Origin of the sequence: Cytobacillus sp. FSL W7-1323 (genome assembly GCF_038595015.1) — a bacterium.
GTDB lineage: Bacteria > Bacillota > Bacilli > Bacillales > Cytobacillaceae > Cytobacillus > Cytobacillus kochii.
Map to the genome: position 1 here is coordinate 3,065,288 of NZ_CP151998.1, position 23,574 is coordinate 3,088,861.

22 protein-coding genes, 1 other RNA gene, 2 pseudogenes and 1 riboswitch are annotated in these 23,574 nt (G+C 36.7%); of the genes and pseudogenes, 5 read left to right on the forward strand and 20 right to left on the reverse strand.

The window, feature by feature from the left end:
- Positions 1 to 34: 34 nt before the first annotated feature.
- Positions 35 to 1,384 (forward strand): alkaline phosphatase, encoded by a 1,350-nt coding sequence (locus tag MKX67_RS15475; RefSeq protein WP_342488429.1) that lies wholly within the window; start codon positions 35 to 37, stop codon positions 1,382 to 1,384.
- Positions 1,385 to 1,613: 229 nt separating this feature from the next.
- Here MKX67_RS15475 and ssrS read toward each other — a convergent pair.
- The 5 genes from ssrS to MKX67_RS15500 all read right to left on the reverse strand — a co-directional run bounded on the left by ssrS (position 1,614) and on the right by MKX67_RS15500 (position 4,561).
- A non-coding RNA gene (ssrS, locus tag MKX67_RS15480) (6S RNA) lies at positions 1,614 to 1,795 on the reverse strand.
- Positions 1,796 to 1,848: 53 nt separating this feature from the next.
- On the reverse strand, positions 1,849 to 2,406 hold the full coding sequence (efp, locus tag MKX67_RS15485; RefSeq protein ID WP_095372602.1) for an elongation factor P: 558 nt from the start codon (positions 2,404 to 2,406) through the stop codon (positions 1,849 to 1,851).
- Positions 2,407 to 2,434: 28 nt separating this feature from the next.
- Positions 2,435 to 3,496: a Xaa-Pro peptidase family protein gene (locus MKX67_RS15490; protein WP_095372601.1), complete on the reverse strand. Its 1,062-nt coding sequence runs from the start codon at positions 3,494 to 3,496 to the stop codon at positions 2,435 to 2,437.
- 17 nt (positions 3,497 to 3,513) lie between these two features.
- Positions 3,514 to 3,942 carry a type II 3-dehydroquinate dehydratase gene (aroQ, locus tag MKX67_RS15495; RefSeq protein ID WP_095372600.1) on the reverse strand — a complete coding sequence of 143 codons (429 nt, stop codon included), beginning with the start codon at positions 3,940 to 3,942 and terminating at the stop codon, positions 3,514 to 3,516.
- Positions 3,943 to 4,048: 106 nt separating this feature from the next.
- Positions 4,049 to 4,561: a YqhR family membrane protein gene (locus MKX67_RS15500; protein WP_224936001.1), complete on the reverse strand. Its 513-nt coding sequence runs from the start codon at positions 4,559 to 4,561 to the stop codon at positions 4,049 to 4,051.
- 310 nt (positions 4,562 to 4,871) lie between these two features.
- Between MKX67_RS15500 and MKX67_RS15505 the strand changes: the two genes are divergently transcribed.
- Positions 4,872 to 5,261, forward strand: a complete 390-nt coding sequence (locus tag MKX67_RS15505; protein WP_224936000.1) for an SA1362 family protein — start codon at positions 4,872 to 4,874, stop codon at positions 5,259 to 5,261.
- Between the two features lie 55 nt (positions 5,262 to 5,316).
- On the opposite strand, the gene MKX67_RS15510 is transcribed toward MKX67_RS15505, so the two are convergent.
- The 4 genes and pseudogenes from MKX67_RS15510 to MKX67_RS15525 all read right to left on the reverse strand — a co-directional run bounded on the left by MKX67_RS15510 (position 5,317) and on the right by MKX67_RS15525 (position 10,918).
- Complete coding sequence (locus MKX67_RS15510; RefSeq protein ID WP_095372599.1) at positions 5,317 to 6,204, reverse strand: patatin-like phospholipase family protein; 888 nt, start codon at positions 6,202 to 6,204, stop codon at positions 5,317 to 5,319.
- Between the two features lie 637 nt (positions 6,205 to 6,841).
- Positions 6,842 to 8,584, reverse strand: a pseudogene (locus tag MKX67_RS15515) (vitamin B12-dependent ribonucleotide reductase); the annotation flags it as partial.
- Positions 8,585 to 8,906: 322 nt separating this feature from the next.
- Positions 8,907 to 9,725 (reverse strand): annotated as a pseudogene (locus tag MKX67_RS15520) (ribonucleotide reductase N-terminal alpha domain-containing protein); the annotation flags it as partial.
- A 356-nt stretch (positions 9,726 to 10,081) separates the two neighbouring features.
- Positions 10,082 to 10,918, reverse strand: a complete 837-nt coding sequence (locus tag MKX67_RS15525; RefSeq protein WP_095372597.1) for a biotin/lipoate A/B protein ligase family protein — start codon at positions 10,916 to 10,918, stop codon at positions 10,082 to 10,084.
- Between the two features lie 312 nt (positions 10,919 to 11,230).
- On the opposite strand from MKX67_RS15525, the gene MKX67_RS15530 reads away from it, so the two are divergent.
- Positions 11,231 to 11,614 (forward strand): rhodanese-like domain-containing protein, encoded by a 384-nt coding sequence (locus MKX67_RS15530; protein WP_095372596.1) that lies wholly within the window; start codon positions 11,231 to 11,233, stop codon positions 11,612 to 11,614.
- A gap of 297 nt (positions 11,615 to 11,911) precedes the next feature.
- On the opposite strand, the gene gcvPB is transcribed toward MKX67_RS15530, so the two are convergent.
- Genes gcvPB through gcvT form a run of 3 tightly spaced genes read right to left on the reverse strand, consistent with a single transcriptional unit; the run spans position 11,912 to position 15,839 of the window.
- Positions 11,912 to 13,372 carry an aminomethyl-transferring glycine dehydrogenase subunit GcvPB gene (gcvPB, locus tag MKX67_RS15535; RefSeq protein WP_095372595.1) on the reverse strand — a complete coding sequence of 487 codons (1,461 nt, stop codon included), beginning with the start codon at positions 13,370 to 13,372 and terminating at the stop codon, positions 11,912 to 11,914.
- Positions 13,365 to 14,711: an aminomethyl-transferring glycine dehydrogenase subunit GcvPA gene (gene gcvPA, locus MKX67_RS15540; protein WP_342488433.1), complete on the reverse strand. Its 1,347-nt coding sequence runs from the start codon at positions 14,709 to 14,711 to the stop codon at positions 13,365 to 13,367. Before gcvPA ends, gcvPB begins: the two co-directional genes overlap by 8 nt.
- 21 nt (positions 14,712 to 14,732) lie before the next feature.
- Positions 14,733 to 15,839, reverse strand: coding sequence for a glycine cleavage system aminomethyltransferase GcvT (gene gcvT / locus MKX67_RS15545; protein ID WP_095372593.1), 1,107 nt, complete (start codon positions 15,837 to 15,839; stop codon positions 14,733 to 14,735).
- Positions 15,840 to 16,124: 285 nt separating this feature from the next.
- A riboswitch (glycine riboswitch) is annotated at positions 16,125 to 16,220 on the reverse strand.
- Positions 16,221 to 16,481: 261 nt separating this feature from the next.
- Here gcvT and MKX67_RS15550 point away from each other — a divergent pair.
- Entirely contained in the window at positions 16,482 to 18,161 is a 1,680-nt protein-coding gene (locus MKX67_RS15550) for an SNF2-related protein (RefSeq protein ID WP_095372592.1), read from the forward strand.
- On the forward strand, positions 18,148 to 18,945 hold the full coding sequence (locus MKX67_RS15555) for a YqhG family protein (RefSeq protein ID WP_224935993.1): 798 nt from the start codon (positions 18,148 to 18,150) through the stop codon (positions 18,943 to 18,945). Before MKX67_RS15550 ends, MKX67_RS15555 begins: the two co-directional genes overlap by 14 nt.
- Positions 18,946 to 19,134: 189 nt before the next feature.
- Here MKX67_RS15555 and MKX67_RS15560 read toward each other — a convergent pair whose 3' ends face one another.
- Genes MKX67_RS15560 through comGA form a run of 8 tightly spaced genes read right to left on the reverse strand, consistent with a single transcriptional unit; the run spans position 19,135 to position 23,322 of the window.
- Positions 19,135 to 19,326, reverse strand: a complete 192-nt coding sequence (locus MKX67_RS15560; protein WP_095372590.1) for a YqzE family protein — start codon at positions 19,324 to 19,326, stop codon at positions 19,135 to 19,137.
- Positions 19,327 to 19,384: 58 nt separating this feature from the next.
- Entirely contained in the window at positions 19,385 to 19,780 is a 396-nt protein-coding gene (gene comGG / locus MKX67_RS15565) for a competence type IV pilus minor pilin ComGG (RefSeq protein WP_342488435.1), read from the reverse strand.
- On the reverse strand, positions 19,761 to 20,219 hold the full coding sequence (gene comGF, locus MKX67_RS15570) for a competence type IV pilus minor pilin ComGF (protein ID WP_095372588.1): 459 nt from the start codon (positions 20,217 to 20,219) through the stop codon (positions 19,761 to 19,763). Before comGF ends, comGG begins: the two co-directional genes overlap by 20 nt.
- Positions 20,206 to 20,505, reverse strand: coding sequence for a hypothetical protein (locus MKX67_RS15575; RefSeq protein WP_095372587.1), 300 nt, complete (start codon positions 20,503 to 20,505; stop codon positions 20,206 to 20,208). The genes comGF and MKX67_RS15575 overlap by 14 nt, the downstream gene beginning before the upstream one ends.
- Complete coding sequence (gene comGD / locus MKX67_RS15580) at positions 20,489 to 20,980, reverse strand: competence type IV pilus minor pilin ComGD (RefSeq protein WP_095372586.1); 492 nt, start codon at positions 20,978 to 20,980, stop codon at positions 20,489 to 20,491. The genes MKX67_RS15575 and comGD overlap by 17 nt, the downstream gene beginning before the upstream one ends.
- Positions 20,917 to 21,234, reverse strand: coding sequence for a competence type IV pilus major pilin ComGC (comGC, locus tag MKX67_RS15585; protein ID WP_341056427.1), 318 nt, complete (start codon positions 21,232 to 21,234; stop codon positions 20,917 to 20,919). The genes comGD and comGC overlap by 64 nt, the downstream gene beginning before the upstream one ends.
- Positions 21,234 to 22,265 carry a competence type IV pilus assembly protein ComGB gene (comGB, locus tag MKX67_RS15590; RefSeq protein WP_342488437.1) on the reverse strand — a complete coding sequence of 344 codons (1,032 nt, stop codon included), beginning with the start codon at positions 22,263 to 22,265 and terminating at the stop codon, positions 21,234 to 21,236. Before comGB ends, comGC begins: the two co-directional genes overlap by 1 nt.
- A complete protein-coding gene (gene comGA, locus MKX67_RS15595; RefSeq protein ID WP_342488438.1) occupies positions 22,252 to 23,322 on the reverse strand; it encodes a competence type IV pilus ATPase ComGA in 1,071 nt (356 codons plus the stop codon). The genes comGB and comGA overlap by 14 nt, the downstream gene beginning before the upstream one ends.
- Between the last annotated feature and the right edge of the window lie 252 nt (positions 23,323 to 23,574).

The following is a 23,574-nucleotide window of genomic DNA, read 5'->3' on the forward strand; positions in this document are numbered from 1 at the left end:
CACATGACAATCTATTAAAGAGGATGTGAAATGAGTGAGGAAATTAAAGTACTTATCTATTCTATGTTTTTCTTTATTACTACTAATAAATACTTCGTCTGTTACGGCAGAAGGAAACAAACCTACAAACATTATCTATATGATTGGAGATGGTATGGGGGTGGGCCAACTAGAGATAGCGCGCGAATTGGAAAGAGGTAAAGAGGGGCAATTGTTTCTGACTTCCCTCCCCTTTAGTGCCCTTGTTCAAACCTATTCTGCTAATCGAGTCGTAACTGATTCTGCTGCTGCCGGTACTGCCCTCGCAACAGGAAGCAAAACCAATAATGAAATGATCGGAGTCACGCCAGATGGCAAGGAGGTAAAAAGCATCCTCGATTTATTTAAAGAGCAAAAGAAAAAGACTGGTATCATCTCCACCAATGCCATCACGGATGCCACACCTGCCGCTTTCACAGCAAGCGTTCTTAATCGTTGGGCAGATCAGGCGGATATTGCGAAGCAACAACTCACACTCGCCCCTGATGTCATGTTAGGTGGGGGAGAAGTTTTTTATGGTCCTGCCCTGTTAGAAAAAGCAAAGAAGTTAGGTTATACCATTGTCAGAAATAGACATGATTTATTAAGCAATCAGACAGAGGGTAAACTGCTGGGCCTTTTTGCTCCGTATCATCTGTCATTTAAAATAGACCGCAAATATACAGATGGCACAGAACCCAGCTTAAGTGAAATGACAAAAACAGCACTACAAAAGCTTAATAATGGAAATGGTTTCTTTTTAATGGTGGAAGGGGCAAGAATTGACCATGCAGCCCATTCAGCAGATATAGCAAGTGTTTGGAGAGAAACAGTAGAATTTGATGAGGCTGTGAAAACGGCCGTCGAATGGGCTCATAACCGTTCAGATACTTTGATAGTTGTTGTTGCTGATCATGAAACAATGGGTATTTCTGCGACCGAACCACTAAAGCGAAAGATGATAAAAAAAATTCAAGCTTCACCAGAATATGTGCTTGCACAAACGAAAAAGGGAGAGGATGGTAAATTCATTACCTCTCACATAGTAGACAATTTAGTTAAATATACTGGGATTGTTTTAACTGAGGAAGAAGGTATACAGCTCAATGCAAGATTAATGAACGCTCGGGGAAAAGTATACAAAAAAAATAAAGCTGCATGGGAACTTGGTAGCTTTATCTCAGAAAGATATAATACTGGTATCGTTAATCACCAAATCCGTAGTATAAGCAGTGCGGGTGGCCATACAGCCAATCCAGTTCCGTTATTTGCATACGGTGCAGGTGCAGAACATTTCCATGGTATGTTGGATAATACGGATATTCCTAAAAAAATGGCGGAATTATTGGGTTATCAATGGGATTAATGATGGAAGTATAATAGGTGGGGGAATTCCCACCTTTATCTTTAAGATGGTTGTAAAAAATTTTACTCATGCTTTTATAAAGTAAACCAATCGGGTTTATAAGACTTACTTGTTATCTTCATTTTATTGTAAACTTCGACTTACTTTAACCTCTCTTTGGAAGTCATTCTAAAGGTTGAAACGTAAAAAAGACATCTGAGAACCATCTCAAATGTCTTCATTAGTAAATCAAGTAGCCGCTGTTGCCGCCGATTTATATGGAGTTTCATACCTGCTCCACCAGGTGGGTGCTTGCAATAATCTTCCTAACGTCCTAAACAATGTAGGCATGTTATTTCAATTATGATCTTAAGCTCCCTAAATTAACGTAAAGGTTGAAACTTCATATACAAACGAACAACGCAGCAAGTTGATTATTATATTACTATAAGATCACGAAAATAACAAGTCATCAAACGCAAAAATTAAGCACGAGATACGTAAGAAGCATCTGTTGTGTTAATAATAAGCTGATCGCCTTGGTTCACAAAGAAAGGTACTTGCACACTTAAGCCTGTTTCTAAAATGGCTGGTTTTGTACCACCAGAGGCCGTATCACCTTTGATGCCAGGTTCTGTTTCAGTTACTTCAAGTACTACCGTATTTGGCAATTCAACACCTAATGTTTCACTTTGATATAACATAATGGAAACTTCCATATTTTCTTTTAAGAACTTCAATTCATATTCAATTGCTGAAGCACTTAATTCAATTTGATCATAAGATTCTGTATCCATAAAGACGTGTTGATCACCATTAGCATATAAATATTGCATTTTACGATTATCAATTTGTGCTTTAGCTACTTTTTCACCCGCACGGAAAGTTTTTTCTTGAATAGCTCCTGTACGTAGATTACGTAATTTTGAACGAACAAACGCCGCACCTTTACCTGGTTTCACGTGTTGGAAATCCATTACACGCCAAATCCCATTATCTACTTCAATGGTTAAACCTGTTTTAAAATCATTTACTGAAATCATGCAAAAAGTTCCTCCTACTATTCACTCATTAAAGAATAACTAATTCTTTTGTTGATGTATTAAGGTTTTCGTTACCCTCTTTAGTTACAATCGTATCATCTTCAATTCTAACGCCACCGATGCCTGGTAAATATATACCCGGTTCACAAGTAACAACCATTCCTGGTTCTAATACGATGTCAGATTTAAAAGAGAGTCCTGGTCCTTCATGGACTTCTAAGCCAATACCGTGACCGGTAGAATGACCAAAATATTCACCATAGCCTTTTTCTGAAATATAGTCTCTCGTTAAAGCGTCAGCTTGCTTCCCAGTAATTCCAGCTTTAATCCCTTTCATACCGCGTAACTGTGCTTCTAAAACAATATCATATACTTCTTTCATCTTATCACTTGGTTGACCGATGGCAACGGTTCTTGTTATATCGGAAACGTATCCATTATATAACGCACCAAAGTCAATTGTAACAAGCTCACCTTTTTCGATGACTTTATCACTCGCTACACCGTGAGGTAATGCACCACGAACACCTGAAGCAACAATCATATCAAACGAAGATGAAGTTGCTCCTTCTTTTCTCATAAAAAATTCTAATTCATTTGCGACTTCTATTTCTGTTTTACCAGGTTGAATAAAGTTAAGAATATGAGAAAAAGCGCTATCCGCTATTTTCGCGGCTCCCTTTAATATCTTAATCTCTGATTCATCCTTTATCAAGCGTAACTTTTCAATTTCGCCTGATACAGGAATTAATTCAGCATCAATTGTTTCATTAAAAGTTTGGTAAGAAGCATATGTAACATAATCTTTTTCAAATCCCAATTTCTTAATACCTAATTGCTTTACGATTGATGCCACTTCTTCAGGTATAGTTCCTTTATGTTGCACAACCGTATATCCAGTACATTGCTTGCTAGCTTGCTCAGTATAACGAAAATCAGTAATGAACAATGCATCTTTTTTGCTAATTAAAACAGCACCGGCAGACCCTGTAAAATGAGAAACATAACGTCTGTTATAAGCACTCGTAATCAAAATAGCATCAATACCTACTCGATCAAAACTATTTCTTATTTTATCTATCTTTGTCATAACTTCTACTCTCCCTCTTATTCATCTGTTAATGCAAATAAAGCAAGCTCATAGCCTTTCATTCCTAAACCAACAATTTGCCCCTTTGTTACTGCTGCCATGACGGAATGATGTCTGAATGATTCTCTTTTATGCACATTGGAAATATGTACTTCAATAACAGGGACATCAATGGCTGCAATGGCATCACGAATAGCAATACTATAGTGAGTAAATGCTCCTGGATTAAATATAATACCTTCATATTTCCTATTCGCCAGATGGATTTGATCAATGATTACGCCTTCGTGATTAGATTGCATACAAGTAAGCGCAACATTTCTTTGTTCTGCTATTTGTTTTAAATTATGTTCAAGCGACTCTAATGTGTCCGAACCGTAAATCCCTGGTTCACGTTGGCCTAGAAGATTCAAATTCGGTCCATTGATGAGCAATATTTTTTTCATGGCGCCACTCCTACGAATACTGAAATATTCAATATGGCTATTTTATCACAAAATAGAGAACACTCACTATAATAAAGCAAATAAAAGCAATCAATCTTCTAACAATTTAAGCTTCTTCCGTTTCTTGTGCTTCTTTCATCTTTTGTTGTTCTTCATTTTCATATGAAATGGAATAACCAACAAATACACCATACAATAAATATAAGCAAACAGATGTTATAATTGTATTTATTTTCAAATCTCCTACAGGGGCAATATTAGGAAACATCGGATTTAGGACAAAAAAAACAAGGGCAAATAAAACAAGTCCATAAAGGGCACCAAACCACATTTTCTTGAACCTTCTCATTGTCCAATAATAAATATAAGCGGCTACAACTGAAACAGCTCCAATTAAAATAATCGAAATCACTGTTCCAAGCCAACCATCCTTCCAATCACCTATTGTCCATGGTTCTAAAATGACTCTTGGTCCTACTTCTGTTAAATTAAGGACATAAGCGATGTAACCAATCGTACTCCAAAAAACACCTCCGACAAATCCAGTGATAAAAGTTAAAGATGTCATTGATAATGGTTGTTCCCGTTCGTTTTGTTCTAATTCATGTTTATCACTCATATGATTCACCTCCGTGCTTATTATGTCCAATGCAGGTAGAAACCATTGCATCTTTCATAAAATTGTTAAAATCCGTATTTTTTTCTTGTTTTTTATCTATTTGTAGAGGGTTTCACAGTGAAAATAGAGAAATTTATATATAAAATCTTATTGATTGTACAAGATAGTCTAAGATAATATTTTTCTTATATAAGTACTGCTTGAAATCTCAAATATTGGGTAAGATAACTTTAAAAGGGTACGATAAATTGGTTTTTTACTCTTTCGAAGTTTAAAAGCTTACAAATATGCTCATCATGCTCATAGGGAGGTGGCTTTCTTGAAGAATCGGAAATCCTTATATATTTTTGGCGCACTTATTTTACTTGCAATGATTGGGCTTGGTTCTCAATTAATTAAAGACCCAGCCGGATTATTTCGAGGTATAGCCATTATGGCGCTTGTTGGGGTCGTCATCTATTTTGTCGTCCAGAAACTTAGCGGGTCATCAAGTCCCAATAAGAGTGAGCGAAAAGCATTTGCGCAAGCCGCTAAAAAATCAAAAAAACGTTTTAAAAATAAAGAGAATCAAACTTCTTCAAACCGAAGAAGTAAGCCAGTCACTTTAACTTCTATAAAAAAATCAAAAAGAAATACCTCTGTACATCTAACAGTCATTGAAGGAAAAAAAGGCAAAAAGAAAAATCGGGCTTCTTTATAAGAGGTCCGATTTTTTCATGTCAGATTGCGTGATTAGTGACATTTTAGGCTTATTCTCAATAAGTCCATGTGGCAAGAAATTCCTTCGCTCTTTCCCTCCCAAGTTTCAGTAGATCTCTCTTCCCTTCTTCAGTTAACTCAAACTCTGTCGCTAATACTCCTTCTGTAGGAACAAAAATAACATTCTGTTCATGACTTCTCGAAATATAACGGGAATCATGAGCATCCTTCATTGTTTCAAATAATGCTTCAAACATTTGAATTGCATTTTTGATTCTTCTCGGTGGCTGTTCATTATTATTAATACTCAATTTCACTCCGAGAACCGGTCTCGTTTTCTTTACATTATCTTTATCAAACAACCACATTGGGAAGTTACTTAATACACCACCGTCCACAATGAGATTATTACGCTTGCCACGGCCACCGATTTTCACAGGTTCAAAAAAATAAGGCATACTACAACTCATCCTCACTGCCTTAGCTACGGAAAAACGATTTGGGTCAATTTGGTATTTCGGTAAGTCATCTGGCAGCACGAGTAATCTCCCATTCGTCAAATCTGATGCAATAATGCGTAGAGAAAGCGGGGGAACGTCTGCAAATGTCCGAATCCCCCTTGCTGCTAATCGAGCTTCTATCCACTTTTCTAATTCATTTCCCTTATATAATCCCAAACTCCAAAATAAAAATATCCATTTTGCTACAGCAATAGGAATAAGTGATTTTCTACTATCTAAAAACACTTTTAAATCTAAATCGTCCATCATTCTTTCTATCTCATCACTTGAATAGCCTGCAATAATTAAAGCAGATATAATTGACCCGGCACTCGTTCCAGCAACACGTTTGAATTGGAAACCTTGCTTTTCAATTTCCGCAAGAGCACCAATTAGAGCGAACCCTTTAATGCCCCCTCCTGAAAATACACCATCGATTTCCATGTATACAATCACCCCATTCTAATTTGCATACATCCTTTTGCAAAAAGAAAAAAGCATTATAATACATTTGTAATCACTTGAGCTTGGCAATAGTCCGATTTTTGCGAAAATCACAAAACTGGCATTTGTTATAAAAGAACTCGGTAAATCCCCTATTAAACTCTACTCTTCCAGAACAATTATGAAGCTAATAATGGTGACCGTGAAATTGATTGTTAAGTCCCTAAGAAGAGTTAAGGGGAGTTTTCATGTGGATGATTAGAATTTCTGGTGGTGCTGGCATTCTTTTTTATCCCACGTTTTATGATGAGGGCCGATGAAACTCTTTTGTTCTGCTATCTTTGGCGATTTCACTTTTGATGTACGAGCAATACCCCTTTGCTCAGCAATTTTAACGAATTCCTACAAAGTCATACGCACACACCTTGCCAAAAATTATCTTTCCATTTTTAACTAAATATGTACAAGCAAACTATCTTATATCGAATGCACTTAACAACCTCCAACTAGAACCTTCTAGCTACTTTTCTTGATTATACAGACAGAAAAAAAAGCATGAACAAATTCGCTAGATAATTTGCTCATGCTTGTATTTTTATTTAGTGAGCTAAGCTCACTTTCCTTCCAGTCTTGCTACTTATAACCCACATTTTAATTGTGCATTACAATTGGTACATGTATTACAGCCACCGATTTCTTCCACTTTCCCTTGACGGCAGACAGGGCAAGTATTACCAACTTCAGATCCAATAGTGACATCAGTTGAACGTAAGTCATTAATTGTATCTACAAGGACAACATGCTGTTTATTGGATGATTTCTTCTCTAAGGTTTCTTCTTCAAAAGAATTTTCTTCGGCTTTTAAAGTTAATACTTGAGAGTCTCTTGAGCCATCCACGTATACAGTGCCGCCTTTTGCTCCACCTTTATATAAACGCTCATACACCTTTTGCACTTGTTCTACACTATAACCTTTAGGCGCATTCACTGTTTTACTAATAGAACTATCAATCCAACGTTGAATCACACATTGCACGTCAGCATGCGCTTCAGGAGCTAAGTCCATTGCAGCAATAAACCAGTTTGGTAAGTTTTCAGGATCCGCCTCTGGGTGACGATCTAAATATTCTTGAACAATGTCTGCTTTTACTTCAATGAATTTACCAAGTCGACCACTTCTAAAATAAGAGAATGAGAAATATGGTTCTAATCCAGTAGAAACACCAACCATTGTCCCTGTTGAACCTGTAGGAGCAACTGTTAATAAATGAGAATTACGAATCCCCGTTTCTAGAATTGCCTGTTTGATATCAGCCGGCATCTTTTCCATATAACCTGTTTCGACAAAGGCTTTTCTTAAACGGTTCGTTTCCTCCGTTGTTTCTCCGTTTAAGAATGGGAAGCTACCTTTTTCTTTAGCGATTTCTACTGACGCACGATAAGCCGTTGTAGCAATCGTTTCAAACACTTGGTCAATTAATACATTACCTTCTTCTGAGCCATACTCTGTTTCACAATAAATTAATAAATCATGCAGACCCATGACACCTAAGCCAACTCGACGTTCACCCAAAGCTTGTTTTTTATTATCTTCAAGGAAATAAGGTGTAGCATCGATGACATTATCTTGCATACGTACGCCAATCTCAACAGTTTTTGCCAGCTTTGCGAAATCAACTGTCTTATTTTCCTTGTCAGCCATTTCAGCTAGGTTCACTGCTGCTAGATTACAAACACTGTAAGGAGCTAATGGCTGTTCGCCACAAGGGTTTGTTGCTACTACCTTTTGGCCATAGCTTTTTGCATTGGTCATATCATTGGCGTTATCAATGAAGAAGATACCTGGTTCAGCTGAATAAGTTGCACAAATATTTATCAAGTTCCAAAGCTCTTTTGCCTTAATTTTACGATATACACGAACACCGTGACCTAACTTTTCCCATTCACGCACATCGCCAACTTCATGCCATTGCTTATTGTAGTTGTCCATCTGCTCACGATCGTAACTCTCTACATCTGGGAAACGAAGTTCATATTCACCATCATTTTCAACTGCTTCCATAAACTCCTTCGTTAAACAAACTGAAATATTTGCTCCAGTAAGGAATTCAGAATTATGAACAGCATATGTTCCGCCTATTAATAGTTTTTCTTCTGCATCTTTAATGATTTTCTCATTAAATCCACCTAAACCTGGAATGGTTTTATAATTGATTATTCCTTGATACATGGCAATCTCTTGCTCTGTAAATGGAGTGAACTTGAGTTTTTCCTTAGCGTAACGTTTAATTGTCTCATCTTCCGTATTTTCAAGTAAGAAACGAAGAATTCTTGGATTTTGCATTTTAGAAATAATAAATTCAATAATATCAGGATGCCACGTTAACTACCGTCCCTTTCAGGATATTTACACTGCTCTTAGCAGTCGGACTAGACTATATCATCACCCTTATGTATAGGGGCCGGGCGCTATTTGAGAGTTTATTGTTGGGGCTCACTCTCTAGTCGTTGAACCTTCACCACTACCTATGCCCAGTGGCGCTTGGCTGCGGATTGTCCCATGCAAAACATTTTTTATAGCGTTCACGCTCACCGTTGCCAGTCACGTTGTAGCAGTTTTGCCTTTAACAGGATATCCCCGCAATTCACCCGATTTTCTAGTCATTCATTGGTTTGAATGACGCGGACTACAGCATCAATTAATCCGCTAACATTATCATCTGCGCACCTCTTCTTGAACCACCTTGTTCAACGAGATGTGTTAACTTCGCAATATCATCTAACCAAGAAACAGAACCGGAAGATTTCCCATTCACTCCTTTCGCTAGTGTATTACGCGGTCTTAATGTCGAACCATTCGTTCCAACACCGCCACCTCTAGACATGATTTCCATGACTTGTTTACGATGCTCAGAGATACCTTCACGAGAATCTTGTACAAACGGCATTACATAGCAATTAAAGTATGTAACCTCAGTATCAGCACCGGCACCATACAAAACACGACCAGCTGGAATAAAGTTCAAATCAGCTAATTCCTGATAAAACTTTTCAAACCATTCTTTCTGTTTTTCTTCAGTCTTTTCAACCGAAGCTAACCCTGTGGCATTGCGCTTAGCAATTTGCTCATAAAATACTTCTAACGGCTTCTCTATAACGTCTAAAGAACGTACAATGATTCCCGTTTCTATCTCTTCTTGTGTATCGAGTACACCGCGATAATCTTGTTCAACTTGTACAACTGCTTTTTTATTTTCCCAATCAATCTCTACAATGTAGCCTAAACCTCGCGCAGGAAACTTCGGATCCTCCTTAATCGTTAGAACAACAAAGTCACCTTCAGATAACGTTACTTTTTCTGTATCTTTAAATGTATATCTATCAAGCATAACTAGGCGGGAAACACCTTTATGGGTTAATTTCATCTCTGGAGTAATAGGATGCACTTGTGGAAATAAGCGGATGTCCTCATTTAACCTCTCAACATTTAACTTTAATTCTTGTCCTACAGCAACAGACATTACGACAACTCCTTCAATCATTAAAAATTTACTTCTCTTTATGTTTACATCGTTTTATGCTTTTATATTGTTTTTAGAGAATACCCTTACGTTATCATAAATAAACCTAGATAATCAATATATAGTACCTACTTTATAAAATATAACACTATATATTGTGTTATTTTTATTTTGTCAAATGCAAGAAAGAGGATAAACACTCGAAAACAAGAGCAATTATTTATTTAAGTTAATAAAATAAATGATTTTCACCAATTTTACGACTTGCACTTTAAATCGTTTCTCACAAATCTAGTAGACAAAACAATTCGACTCTACTCTTTTAAAAATAAAAGAGCGAGTCGAAAAAAAATTTATTATCGTTTAAATGTCCATTCATCATTTTCATATCTTTCTTTTGCTAGCTTTTCAACATAAGTTATTTCTTCTGCATTAAGCTCATATGGTTCTAAAATGATGTCAAGTCCTTCTTCAAATCCCTTTTTAAAAGCCACTACTGCATCTTCATATGTAATTTTTCGATCCGTCAGTTCATTTATCGCTACCGCTTTACTACTAAATGCTCTTTGCATTCTTTCTTTCACGCGATCGTTAGAATATTTAAACAGACTAAATAATTTATCCTCATCTAAATCAAGTAGAATGGATCCATGTTGTAGAATCACACCTTTTTGCCGTGTTTGGGCACTACCTGCTACTTTACGACCTTCTACAACTAATTCATACCAGCTTGGTGCATCAAAACAAACGGATGAACGAGGATTCTTTAGCATTTCTTTTTCTTCCTTTGAACGAGGTACAGCAAAGTATGCTTCTAAGCCTAGTTGTTGGAAACCTCGTAATACCCCTTCTGAAATCACACGATAAGCCTCAGTCACTGTTTTCGGCATTTGTGGATGTTCTTCAGGAACAATTACACTATAAGTCAGCTCATGTTCATGCAGAACCCCACGACCACCTGTAGGCCTACGAACAAAACCTAATCCATTTTCCTTTACAGCTTCAAGCTTAATTTCCTTATCAACTTTTTGAAAATACCCGATAGATAGTGTGGCTGGGTTCCAACCATAGAAACGAATCACTGGTGGCATTTTCCCTTCGCTATTCCAATCTAATAAAGCTTCATCTAAAGCCATATTAAATGATGGAGAACCCATACCTGAATGGATAAATCGCCATACTTCCTTCCCCATAATAACCCTCTTTTACATCTATTTTTAGTAAACGTTTAAGCGTATTTTAGTCTATCAAAATTCGACCAGAAAAAAAAGCCATACATTCTTCTTTCCATATAGTCTAAAAAAATGATTTGTCCTTACAACTGATGAAGCATTAAAAAGATGAGCGCTTAATGGAAAGATTTTTCACCTTTACTAAATGTGCAAAAAAAGCGGGCTTCATTAAGTTTTCATTACAATTTTCTCGTTCTTGTCCTTTACTAAACCTATGAAAAACTTATATAATATATCTTGGCGTAAGCAATGTTTGAAAGGAGCAAATATTAATTGTCTACTCTATATTTTTTATTAATTATAATCGGTGCTATTATTGTTTACACAGTAATCACAAGGTTGTATCAAAAGAGAATTGTAAAAACATTATCAGAACAAGAATTCAGAGAAGGATATCGTAAAGCGCAATTGATTGATGTCCGAGAACCAAATGAATATGAAGGTGGCCATATTTTAGGTGCCAGAAATATTCCCTTATCTCAGTTAAAAACAAGACTTGTTGAACTTCGTCAAGATAAGCCTGTTTATTTATACTGCCAGAGCGGAATGAGAAGCGGTAGAGCGGCTCAACTATTGTATCGGAAGGGATACAAAAATCTTTCTCATTTACAAGGCGGCTTCAAAAAATGGGGCGGGAAAATTAAATCTAAAAAATAGATCTCTCCTACCACCCGCCTTAAAACGGGTGGTTTATTCTCATTCTTCACGATCCCTCTATTCCCTCTAAACTACCAGATTACAAACCTCATTAGACCATTTATATCCTACGTAAAGAGTCCCAATATACTTATCTTTTTTATTTTATTTAGAAGAATAAGTTCCGTTCTTAATCTACAATTATAAACTCCTATTAGGAGTGATTTTTGCGATAAAAAAACGCGAACAAATACACATAAATGAATTTGTTCACGTTTTATTTAGACCTCGTACATATTTGTAAGAGGGCGTTTTATATTAGTCCTTTTGATAACGTAATACTGGCTTTCTTGCTGCTAGCGTCTCGTCTAAACGGCCAATTACTGTCGTGTGAGGCGCTTCTTGGACGACCTCAGGGTTTTCCTCAGCTTCCTTGGCAATCTGGAGCATGGCATCAATAAAGCTGTCGAGTGTTTCTTTAGATTCAGTCTCTGTTGGTTCGATCATCATACACTCTTCAACATTTAACGGGAAGTAAATAGTCGGTGGATGATAACCGAAATCAAGCAAACGCTTCGCGATATCAAGCGTGCGTACACCTAATTTTTTCTGGCGTTTTCCACTTAGTACAAACTCATGTTTACAATGTTTATCATATGGTAGATCGAATGCTGGCGCTAGCTTACGCATCATATAATTGGCATTAAGTACTGCATTTTCAGTAACAGCTTTCAAACCATCTGGACCCATAGAACGAATATACGTATAGGCACGGACATTGATACCGAAGTTACCGTAATAAGGCTTGACTCTTCCAATTGACTGTGGACGGTCATAATTAAATGTATAACCTTCTTCTGTTTTCACTAAGATTGGTTTAGGCAAATAAGGAATTAAGTCTTCTTTTACCCCAACAGGACCTGAACCGGGTCCTCCTCCGCCATGGGGACCAGTAAATGTTTTATGCAAATTCAAATGAACAACGTCAAATCCCATATCTCCCGGTCTTGCTTTAGATAAAACGGCATTTAAGTTGGCTCCATCATAATACAGTTTCCCGCCTGCTCCATGAACTATTTCTGCCATTTCTAGAATATTTTCTTCAAACAAACCTAACGTATTAGGGTTTGTTAGCATAAGAGCAGCTGTATCATCTCCCACCACTCTCCTCAAATCTTCTAAATCTACTAAGCCTTGATCATTAGACTTAACTGTTAAGGTTTCGAAGCCCGCCACAGTTGCCGAGGCAGGGTTTGTACCATGAGCTGAATCTGGAACAATAACTTTTGTACGGTTAAAATCACCGTTTGCTTCATGATAGGCACGAATCATCATCAACCCAGTCCATTCCCCATGGGCACCTGCTGCCGGTTGTAGAGTGACTTCGTCCATTCCTGTGATCTCAATTAAATGCTCTTGTAAATCATATAACAACTCCATTGCACCTTGAACAGAGCTTTCGTCCTGTAATGGGTGTAAATGAGCAAAGCCGTTATAGCGTGCTACATTCTCATTTACTTTAGGATTATATTTCATCGTACAAGACCCAAGCGGGTAAAAACCAGAATCTACTCCGTGGTTACGCTTAGATAAAGCTGTATAATGACGCATAATATCAAGTTCAGATACTTCAGGTAAATCCGCGTCCTCTTGACGGATATATTCAGCTGGGAGCAAATCAGATAATTCTACTTCTGGGATATCCATCTCGGGAAGGCTATAGCCGATTCTCCCTGGTTTACTTAGCTCAAAAATGAGCGCCTGGTTTTCGTTATGCACGGTAATCCCCCATTTCTGCCACAAATGTATCAATTTCGTCTTTTGTTCTTAGTTCTGTTACAGCAATAAGCATATGATGAGCCAATTCACTATAATCTCTGCCTAAATCATAACCACCAATAATATTCTTTTTCAGTAATGCTTGATTTACCTCACGAACTGGACGATTACACTTAATAATAAACTCGTTGAATGAACCGCCATCAAAAGTAATATCAAAGCCTGCACTTCTAAATTGTTCTTTCGCATAATGCGCCTTTTGAATATTATCTATCGCCATTTGTTTAACACCGTTTCTACCTAAGGCTGTCATAGCAACAGATGCGGCTAGTGCATTTAAAGCTTGGTTAGAACATATGTTAGATGTAGCTTTATCCCTACGGATATGTTGCTCTCTTGCTTGAAGTGTGAGTACAAATCCACGTTGTCCGTTCTCATCAACCGTTTGCCCCACTAAACGTCCAGGTACTTTCCTCATGAGTTTCTTTGTCACGGCAAAGTAACCACAGTGAGGACCGCCAAAAGCTGTTGGAATACCAAAAACTTGCGCATCGCCAGCAACGATATCTGCACCAAATTTTCCTGGAGGTGTTAACGCTCCTAAAGATAGTGGGTTACTTGATACAACAAATAAAGATTTATGAGCATGGATAATTTCTTCTAATTCAGCGAGTGGCTCGACTCTTCCAAAAAAGTTAGGGTATTGCACGACTACTGCGGCAATGTCATCACCAATCATTTCTTTTAGTGCGCTCATATCTGTTAATCCATCTTTGTGTGGGATTTCAACTACATCGATGTATTGGCCTTTTGCATAAGTCTGAATTACAGCTTTTGATTCAGGGTGTACTGTACTTGAAATCAATACTTTTTTACGCTTTGTATGCCCAGTTGCTAACATAGCAGCTTCCGCAAGTGCCGTCCCACCATCATACATAGATGAGTTTGCTACATCCATTCCTGTTAGTTCAGATATCATTGTCTGAAATTCAAAAATCGCTTGCAACTCACCTTGGGAAATTTCCGGTTGATATGGTGTATAAGCGGTATAGAACTCTGAACGCGATAACACGTGATCAACAATAACTGGCATATAGTGATCGTAAACACCTGCACCTAAAAATGAAGTATTTGTTTTTAAATCTGCATTTTTTTGTGATAGAAGCATCAATTCTTTCATTAAAGCAGATTCCGTTTTAGCTGGTTTAATATTATATTCCCTTTTAAAACGAACGCTTTCAGGAATATCACTAAATAAATCATCAATTGCTTTGACTCCGATTGCTTCAAGCATTTCTTTTTGATCAGAATCAGTCATCGGTAAATAACGGTGTTTCATCGCTTCTCTCCCCCTGATAAGTTAGTTCTTTTTCTCTTTTTTATAAAACGGTGTTGCAATTACTTTGGCACGGACACGCTTATTACGAATTTCAACTTCCACTTCAGAATCTAGCGCTGTGTATTGATTGTCCAGAAGTGCTAAGCCGATATTTTTCTTTAAAGTAGGAGATTGTGTACCTGTAGTAACTTCACCAATCAGTTGGTCGTCAGCATAAACTGCATAACCATGACGAGGAATCCCACGTTCAATCATTTCAATCCCAACAATTTTTCTACTTAACCCATTTTCTTTTTGTGATTTTAATGCCACTTTTCCAATAAAATCTTCTTCTTTGTTCACTTTTACGGCAAAGCCAATACCTGCTTCAAGCGGAGAAATTTCAGCAGACAACTCTTGACCATATAAAGCTAAATTTGCTTCGAAGCGAAGGGTATCTCGGGCACCTAGACCACAAGGAAGAACTCCATCTTCTTTTCCTGCTTCTAAAATCGACTGCCATAAAAAGACTGCATCCTCATTTTGACAATAAATTTCAAATCCATCTTCACCGGTATAGCCAGTTCTCGATACTAATGCATTTTTGCCATTAATATTTACTGTTTGGTTAAATTTAAAAAATCCAATTTCACTTAAATCAACATCTGTAATCTTCTGTAAAACAAGCTCAGCCATAGGACCTTGCAAGGCCAATTGTGACATATCCTCTGAAAGGTTTTTAAGTTCAACATTTCCTTCTAAATGACTTTGTAACCATTGATAATCTTTTTCGATATTAGCTGCGTTTACGACTAAGAGATATTCATCTTCAGTCATTTTATAAATAAGCAAATCATCCACAGTTCCACCATTTTCATAACACATTGCTGTATATTGTGCACCAAACGTTTTTAGTTTTGCGACGTCATTTGTCATCATTTTCTGAAGATAACGTAAACTATCTTGACCTTTAACCTCAATTTCTCCCATATGTGATACATCAAACAGACCCGCTTTTGTACGTACTGCTTCATGTTCTTCTTTAATACTAGAAAATTGAACAGGTAGAGCCCATCCACCAAAATCAATCGTTTTTCCACCATACTGTTGATAAATGTCATGTAGTGGTGTTTTCTTCAACTGTGACATTCACTCATCCTCCTTTATATTTCTGTTTTTTTCTAAGATGAATATTTGCATACTAGCCATAGAAGTACTTGGCTTCTCGCCAAATGCTACGACGAAAGCTACACGCTCTCCACTTTAACCCATTAAAGAAGCTAAGTGTTCTAAAGCACACAAAAAGGACAGAGAATCTCCTCAAAACCGATCATTTGAGCAGATTCTCTGTCCTTTCACCTGAGAGTTTACGGCGATATTGCAGCCTTTCCCCTTTGGTGGCTCGCTTATTACCTTGAGCTCTCTCCAGAGTTGCGTCAAGCAAGTGTTCTTTTGCCTGAGAGATTCACAATACGATGATTGTTTGCTCCTTCGGCGCTGCAGCACTGCAGTCTCTCCCCTTGCTATCATTCGCGTTTATAATTTTTTCCATTTGCACATACTATAATTAACTGCTTTAGAGAGTCGAAGCTTACAAAGACGTATTGTACGTATTTGCAGATTTAGCGTTGAAAATTCACAACTTTCAAAGCTACTTACATCCTACCATCCTATCATTATTTGAGCAATATTTTTATTTAAAAATCTAATGTTTTTTCAACAAGACTTAAGCTTAATACGAACATTATATTTAAAAATTATAATAATGTTCGTATAAAAAGGAGAGAGCAAATGACTTTACAAATAAATTTTGATGCAACTTGGCAAGATGAATTTCAAAACCGTATTGATAATGATGGACCATGGGGAAACTGGGATTTATTCAAGCTTACCATTGAGGTTGAGAATCAAACGGTCATCCCTGCGTTTGATGGACTGCAAGTAGACAAACATTTATCAAACCTCACCCCACTACCACATCAACTAGAGGTTGCCGAACAAGTAGTGGAAAACATGAATGGTAAAGCAATTCTAGCTGATGAGGTCGGATTAGGGAAGACGATAGAAGCAGGGTTAATATTAAAAGAATACATGATCAGAGGGCTTGTAAAGAAAGCACTCATCCTTGTACCCGCTTCACTAGTGTCTCAGTGGGCAATTGAATTAAACAGTAAGTTCTTCATCCCAGCTGTCGCTCAAAAAAAGAGCTATGTGTGGGAGCAATGTGATGTTGTTGTATCATCAATCGACACAGCGAAAAGAGAGCCGCATAGGAGTTTAGTCTTTGAACAAAACTATGATTTGATTATTATTGATGAAGCACATAAATTAAAGAATAATAAAACAAAAAACTATGAATTTGTACAGTCTTTAAAAAAGAAATTTTGCTTACTACTTACAGCAACACCTATACAAAATCGAATTAGTGAGATCTTCAATCTTGTTTCTTTGTTAAAACCAGGTCACTTAGGAACAGAAACATCTTTCTATGAAAAATACAAAAAAAATGCACGCTCTCTCGATGATGATGAAGGTTTAAAGGAGCTAGTCAATAAAGTAATGATTCGTAATCGTAGACAAGATACGGGTATTGAATGGACAAAAAGACATGTCGAAACCGTTCCCATCCATTTCTCAAAAGAAGAAAGAGCCTTATATGATGCAATTTCTTCCATGCACAGAGAAGGTAATTGGATGACTGATAACCAATTTTCACTTATGACTTTACAACGTGAAGCATGTAGCAGTCGCGAAGCGGTATTTTACACTTTAAGAAATATGTTAAAGAAACAAGAACAACCCTCTGTTGCCTTTCAGCAAAAAATTGAGGAGTTAATTGGGTTAGTAGAAAATATTCAACAAAATGCAAAAGCCCAAAAAGCATTAGAAATCATTCAACAAATCAATGATAAAGTCATTATTTTTACAGAGTATCGAGCCACACAGCTATTTCTACAATGGTTCTTAAAACAGCATAACATTACGTCTGTTCCTTTTCGCGGTGGTTTCAAACGCGGGAAGAAAGATTGGATGCGCGAGTTATTCCAAAACCATGCCCAGGTGTTAATTGCCACAGAAGCAGGCGGTGAAGGGATCAACCTACAATTCTGTAGTTATATCATTAACTTCGATCTTCCTTGGAATCCAATGAGACTAGAACAACGAATTGGTAGGATTCACCGTCTTGGTCAAAAAAACGATGTCCATATTTATAACTTCGCTACAAAAGATACAGTAGAAGAACATGTACTCAAACTATTGTATGAAAAAATCCATCTCTTCGAAAAAGTGATTGGCGAATTGGATGATATTTTAACTAAACTACAATTTGGCAGTATTAATGATCACCTAATTGATATCTTCGGACAATCGGCTTCAGAAGGAGAAATGCGCATAAAAATGGATAATTTAACATCTATGATTGAATTTGCTGAGTCTGTAAAGGAGGAAAATCAACATGCAGCAACATGAAATCCACCATTTTCTATTAAGATACTTTCATGCCAACCATTGTGAAATCCTTGAAAATAAACCAGGCTATTTAGTCATTCAGTTGACAGTAGAATTAGACAAAGAATTAATGAACCGTCCCTTTTATTGGCATTATTTAGAGAAAACAGGCGGTGTTGCAAACCCAATGGAACTTACACTTATAACCAATCCGTCCTTAGCACCAGATGATATAAAGGGAGAGATCATTCACTTTGGATCACCTCGCTTGCATCAAATTTTTCAATCGACGAAAAACTTGGCTGGTTATATCCGTTTGTATGAAAATTACGAGGCCCCACCAGGAACGCAAACCGCCTTACGTCCTTGGCTAGGGCTAAATCTACGGATATCCTATCAATGTGATCGTAAAAAAGATTTGTTCAAGTCAATCGGCTTGCACTTAATTAACGGGCAGATGGTTGAACAATTCCATGATAAGCTCCTTCATTTATCACTTACTCCTAAAATACCAGACTTTAGCTTTACATTGTCACCATTTATCAAGCCTCAAAGTGGTGTGATGCGTGTAGCGAATTTTTTACAGTCGGAAATTGAAAAAGAAGATCACACATGGGCAGATGAAGCACGACTAAGATGGCAAAAGGACCTGCAACTATTAGAAAGATTCTATGAAGATGCGGATGAAAAAGGAGAAAGCTTCGAAAACGAAATGACTGCATTACAAGAGCAGTATGAACCCCAAGTTCATATTTCTATCGTTAATGGTGGATTATTTTATTTAACAGATGAAGCGATTAGTTAAGCATTAACAAACGTGGACAACTCATGAGATTCTTAAGGAAACACTAAGTACCTATGGCTTAACCATACTGCTAGAGTATTCCTCATTCTTCCTTTTAACAACGATGGCACCAGTATTCTTATCGACACTAAAAAAAAATATGAACAAACCCAACAATGGGTTTTGTTCATATTTTTTGATTGTTGTTGATTAATGATTTCTTTTTTTCGTTCCTTTCATTCCGTAAAACAAAAGATAAGGTACAATTCCAAACCACCTAAATAAAACAGGCGCTTTTTCTTGCTTTCTTTCTATTCTTTGTTTCTTTCTCTCAGACTTTGGTTGTTCCATATATTGAACGAATGTCTGAGTAATAAACTTGACATAATCATTAGAATTCATCTGGCATCCCTGCTTTTTTAGCTACTAGTCTTTCCCATTCATAAACCATTTATTCCTATTATTTTCTCTCGATTTCCATCCATTTGACCACTTCTTTTTCAATCAATGAATAATACGCAATCGCTTCTACGTTCGCAACACCTTTTATTTGTACTTCCAGATTGATTTTGATGAGGCCTCCTTCTTGATCTTCTAAATCATAATAAACCGTTCCATGATTGAATAAATACTCTCCTTCTATTGGTAGCTCATCATTCAAATGAAATTGTTCATCTAAATAAGTAATAGATTGTTTAAAATAGTACTCCTGTTGTAAAAGTATACTACTTAATTTCAAAATTCTTTTTTCTCTTATTAAAAAATCTGCTTGAATGGTAATCACAAAAGAAAGCAAAACAATGAGGAATAATACAAAAGGATAAAACAGCCCCTTCTCATTCATCTTCTTCGTCACCGTTTGTACTCCTTATTTTCATTTGATAAAAAGAAGACCGATACTCTTTTTGGAAAATATTTTTATAAATAAGCAACATGTTATCTTCCTTCACCTCAAATTGAACGGATTGAAGCTTTTGTAACACAACTTCATGGCCTGCCCCATTCACACGCCTTCTTAACTTATCACCATATTTTTCATAGCTAATAGATTGATTGTCTATTAATAAAATGAGCTCTCCTCGATTATCTAATGATATCTTCTCAGCAACACGTACTTCTTTTTTTAATTGCTGAATAAATACGAGCCATTCAATCTTTTGCTTTCTTTCATCAATATTCTCGTTAACGGAAATAACCTTAAACACAAGTGGCATAAAGCTCACAATGATTAAAAAGCAAGCTAAAGTTATAAGTGCTTCTATTAATGTAAATCCGTTACTTTTAATACTTTTCACAGATCATCACTTCTCGTTGATAGAGATAAGAGATACAAATATTATTAGCCTCACTGTTAAAAAGGTGAAATGACATTTCGTCTTTTCTCACCATTCTAGGTAGCACCCTATCATTGTCCATCATTTCCTCATATAGAATTTGAGTGGCTTCATATCTCAAATCTTCAATATGTGCGTACGTATAGAGATGAATCATAACAGGAATAAAAAGAGTGGCGATTAAAAGCATCGCCGATAACGTGAAGAGTAAATCAATGAGCATAAAACCACTAGTATGCTTCCACATAAAATCTCCCTCTGCCTATTTGAAAAACAAATTTGTACTGCTTAAGCGAGCTTTTGATTTGCAAGTAACCAAAACGGTTAATTTTCCCAGTATTTAAAAATTTGAAATGTAATGGCATTGTACCGCTAGTAATGAAATAATCCTCACTATATTTCTGACGAAAGAAAATATTTCGACCATTAGAAAAGATGTATTCATGCTCATCAGGTAAAAGATAAACACTAACCGTGGTTTGATTTACAATTGCATACTGCTGAGCATATAGAAGGTCACCTTCTAATTTGGCAAAGAAAGCTTGATTATCATACTCTTCAAATTGGTGCTGCATGCTTATAGCAGTAATAAAAAGAATAACACTAAAAACAGACCAAACAATTAATGATTCAATCAAAGTAAACCCTGACTGTAAATTTATTCGTCTCTCACCGCCGTCACAATGCCGTCTATTAAAACAAGTGTTTCTCCGGTCGGACATGTTGTTTCACCTTCATTTAAATATTCCTCCGCCACAAGCACATCCAATGATTCAGGAAGCTTATTATTAGCTAATTCATACGATTGCACTTGACTCTGAACCATTTTTGTATAAGCACTACAGCCTTTTTCGTTTATCGCTGATTGGTTTTTTGTGATGTTTGGGATTGTAATAATTAGGAGTACAGATATGACTAACAAGACAATCATCATTTCAATCATGGTAAACCCTTTTTCATTTTTTATGTTTTTCATCATACGCCCTCCATTAGTTGAAACATTGGTAACATTACTGCTAAATATAATGAAATAATTAGACAACCGACAATAAGATAAATAGCGGGTTGTATTACTTTCATTATCTGATCTATTTTTTCTTCTAACAACTGCAGACAATAGCGGCTAAAGAATTGTAGTTCTTCTTCTAGCTTTCCATTTTGCTGCCCATGACGAATAACTGCCCTTAAATCTAATTCTAAAAAGGGAAAAACCTGAATCAATTCATCTAATTGTTCACCATTTTCTAGCTTACGACGCAAATATTGACCAACTTCCTTCATTAATGGTTGTTTTTCATCTTTAGCAAATAAGTTCAAGGAAGTTGTGATAGACATCCCACCTGCAAGTAAATAATGCAATTGGATAGCAAAGTAATGTGTATAAAAAAGGGCGACTAGTTTGCCAATAATCGGTATGCGAACAACAAGAGATACTTGTCTGATCATTGAAAACCGTCGAAAAATAAAGTAGTAATACAAAGAACTAAATAGTAACAGGGTGAACATTACAATTAAAAATAGAGGAGCAACAGAACCAATCCATTGAAGGAGCACCATAAAGGTATTTTCATTGACATTCATCGACTGAAAAAGTGAGGTAAAGCGAGGAAGAATGATTTTATCAACGAGAAAAAACAGAAGAATGGTGATAATGAATAAGAAACATGGATACATTAATGCCTTTTTTAACTTTCTCATATCCTCTCCCCTCTTTTGCATCATTTCACTGCCATCAATAAAAGCTTGTTGTAATCCTCCATGCTGCTCAGCAAAAAAGACATAACCAACTAGATGTGAATTAAAGTTCATTGACCCTAGGGCAGAGTGCAGATGGAAACCTTCTTTTAACTGATATATAACCTCTTGTAATTGTAGCTTTTTCTCTAAGGTCAATTGTAAACTCGAGGACGCCATCGCTTCTGAGAGCGAATAACCCCTTGATAATAATTCTCCTACTTTCTTCAGGAAGTCGCATTGCTCCTTTAATGTCCATTTAACTTTTTTCATCTAAAATCCACCGATTAAACTCACTTTCTTTTACATACCCTAAGGCTACCCCTTTTTTCAAAGCTGACTTGAGCGAAAAATATGGTTCATAATTGTTCTCACTACTTTTCGCCGCCTTCAAAGCTTGATTCAATTCCCTTCCACTCAATAATTCAAATACACCAGCTCTTTTTAACCTGCCACAGCTATAACAGAAATCGGTGCATTCTCCTTCACAAAATGGGCAGGTTAATTCTACAAGCCTCTGTGCTGTTATGGCTACTAACGTTTGTTCTATTTGCTTCCATGCTACCCCAAACTCCACTAACCGATGTATGGCTCCAACAGAATTTCTCGTATGCATCGTCGTCAATACTAAATGCCCAGTTAAAGCTGCTCTCACAGCTATTTTAGCTGTTTGTGCGTCGCGTATTTCCCCAACCATAATTATGTCCGGGTCGTGCCTAAGGATAGCTTTTAAACCAGTAGCATATGTTACACCTGCCTTTTCATTTACTTCGACTTGCAGTAAGGAGTCAGTCTTTTTCTCAATCGGATCTTCTAAAGTGATAATACTTCGATTGAATAGGTTGGAATTGTCATTTAGCAGACTATATAAGGTTGAGGTTTTTCCACTACCGGTCGGACCAGTTAGTATGATCATCCCGTGCGCATGTTTAAGCATAGCAAGGATTTTTCGGGACATCGTTGGAAATAGTGAAACATTGTGAGAAGAAATATGCGACGATTGTGGCAGGATGCGGATGACAAGACTTTCATTGTATTGAGAGGGCAATGTGGAGAAACGTAAGCCTATCTCATATCCTTCAATATCTGTAGAATAGGCGCCATTTTGTGGCTTTCGTTTTTCACCAATATCCATGGATGCAATAAACTTGAAATGAGAAATTAAGCGGTCAGATTCATAATGAGGGATGTAATGTTTAGGGACAAGGCGCTTGCCATAGCGGAAATAAATGATTGTGTGATTCTTTCTGGGGACAAAATGAATATCTGTTACTTCTGTTTTCACAGCTTCCCTTAAAATTAAGGTAGCCATACGTTGCATTGAGACCAAGTAATTAGTCACCACCTTTTTTAAGATATTTTATTATTCGCCAAAAAAAGATCGTTTCCTGCATGATTTTAGTCCTTTTCTTTAACTTTTTTTTGAACATTTAAGAGATTCCCTCTACCCTCTCCTCTTTCAACACGCTTTACTATATAATGGTATTAACAAATATAAAACATCCACAAATGACTGACAGTGCAATCGCTTCTTTAAAATCCTATTCATATCACGAAAAAAAGAATAATGACAACCATATGA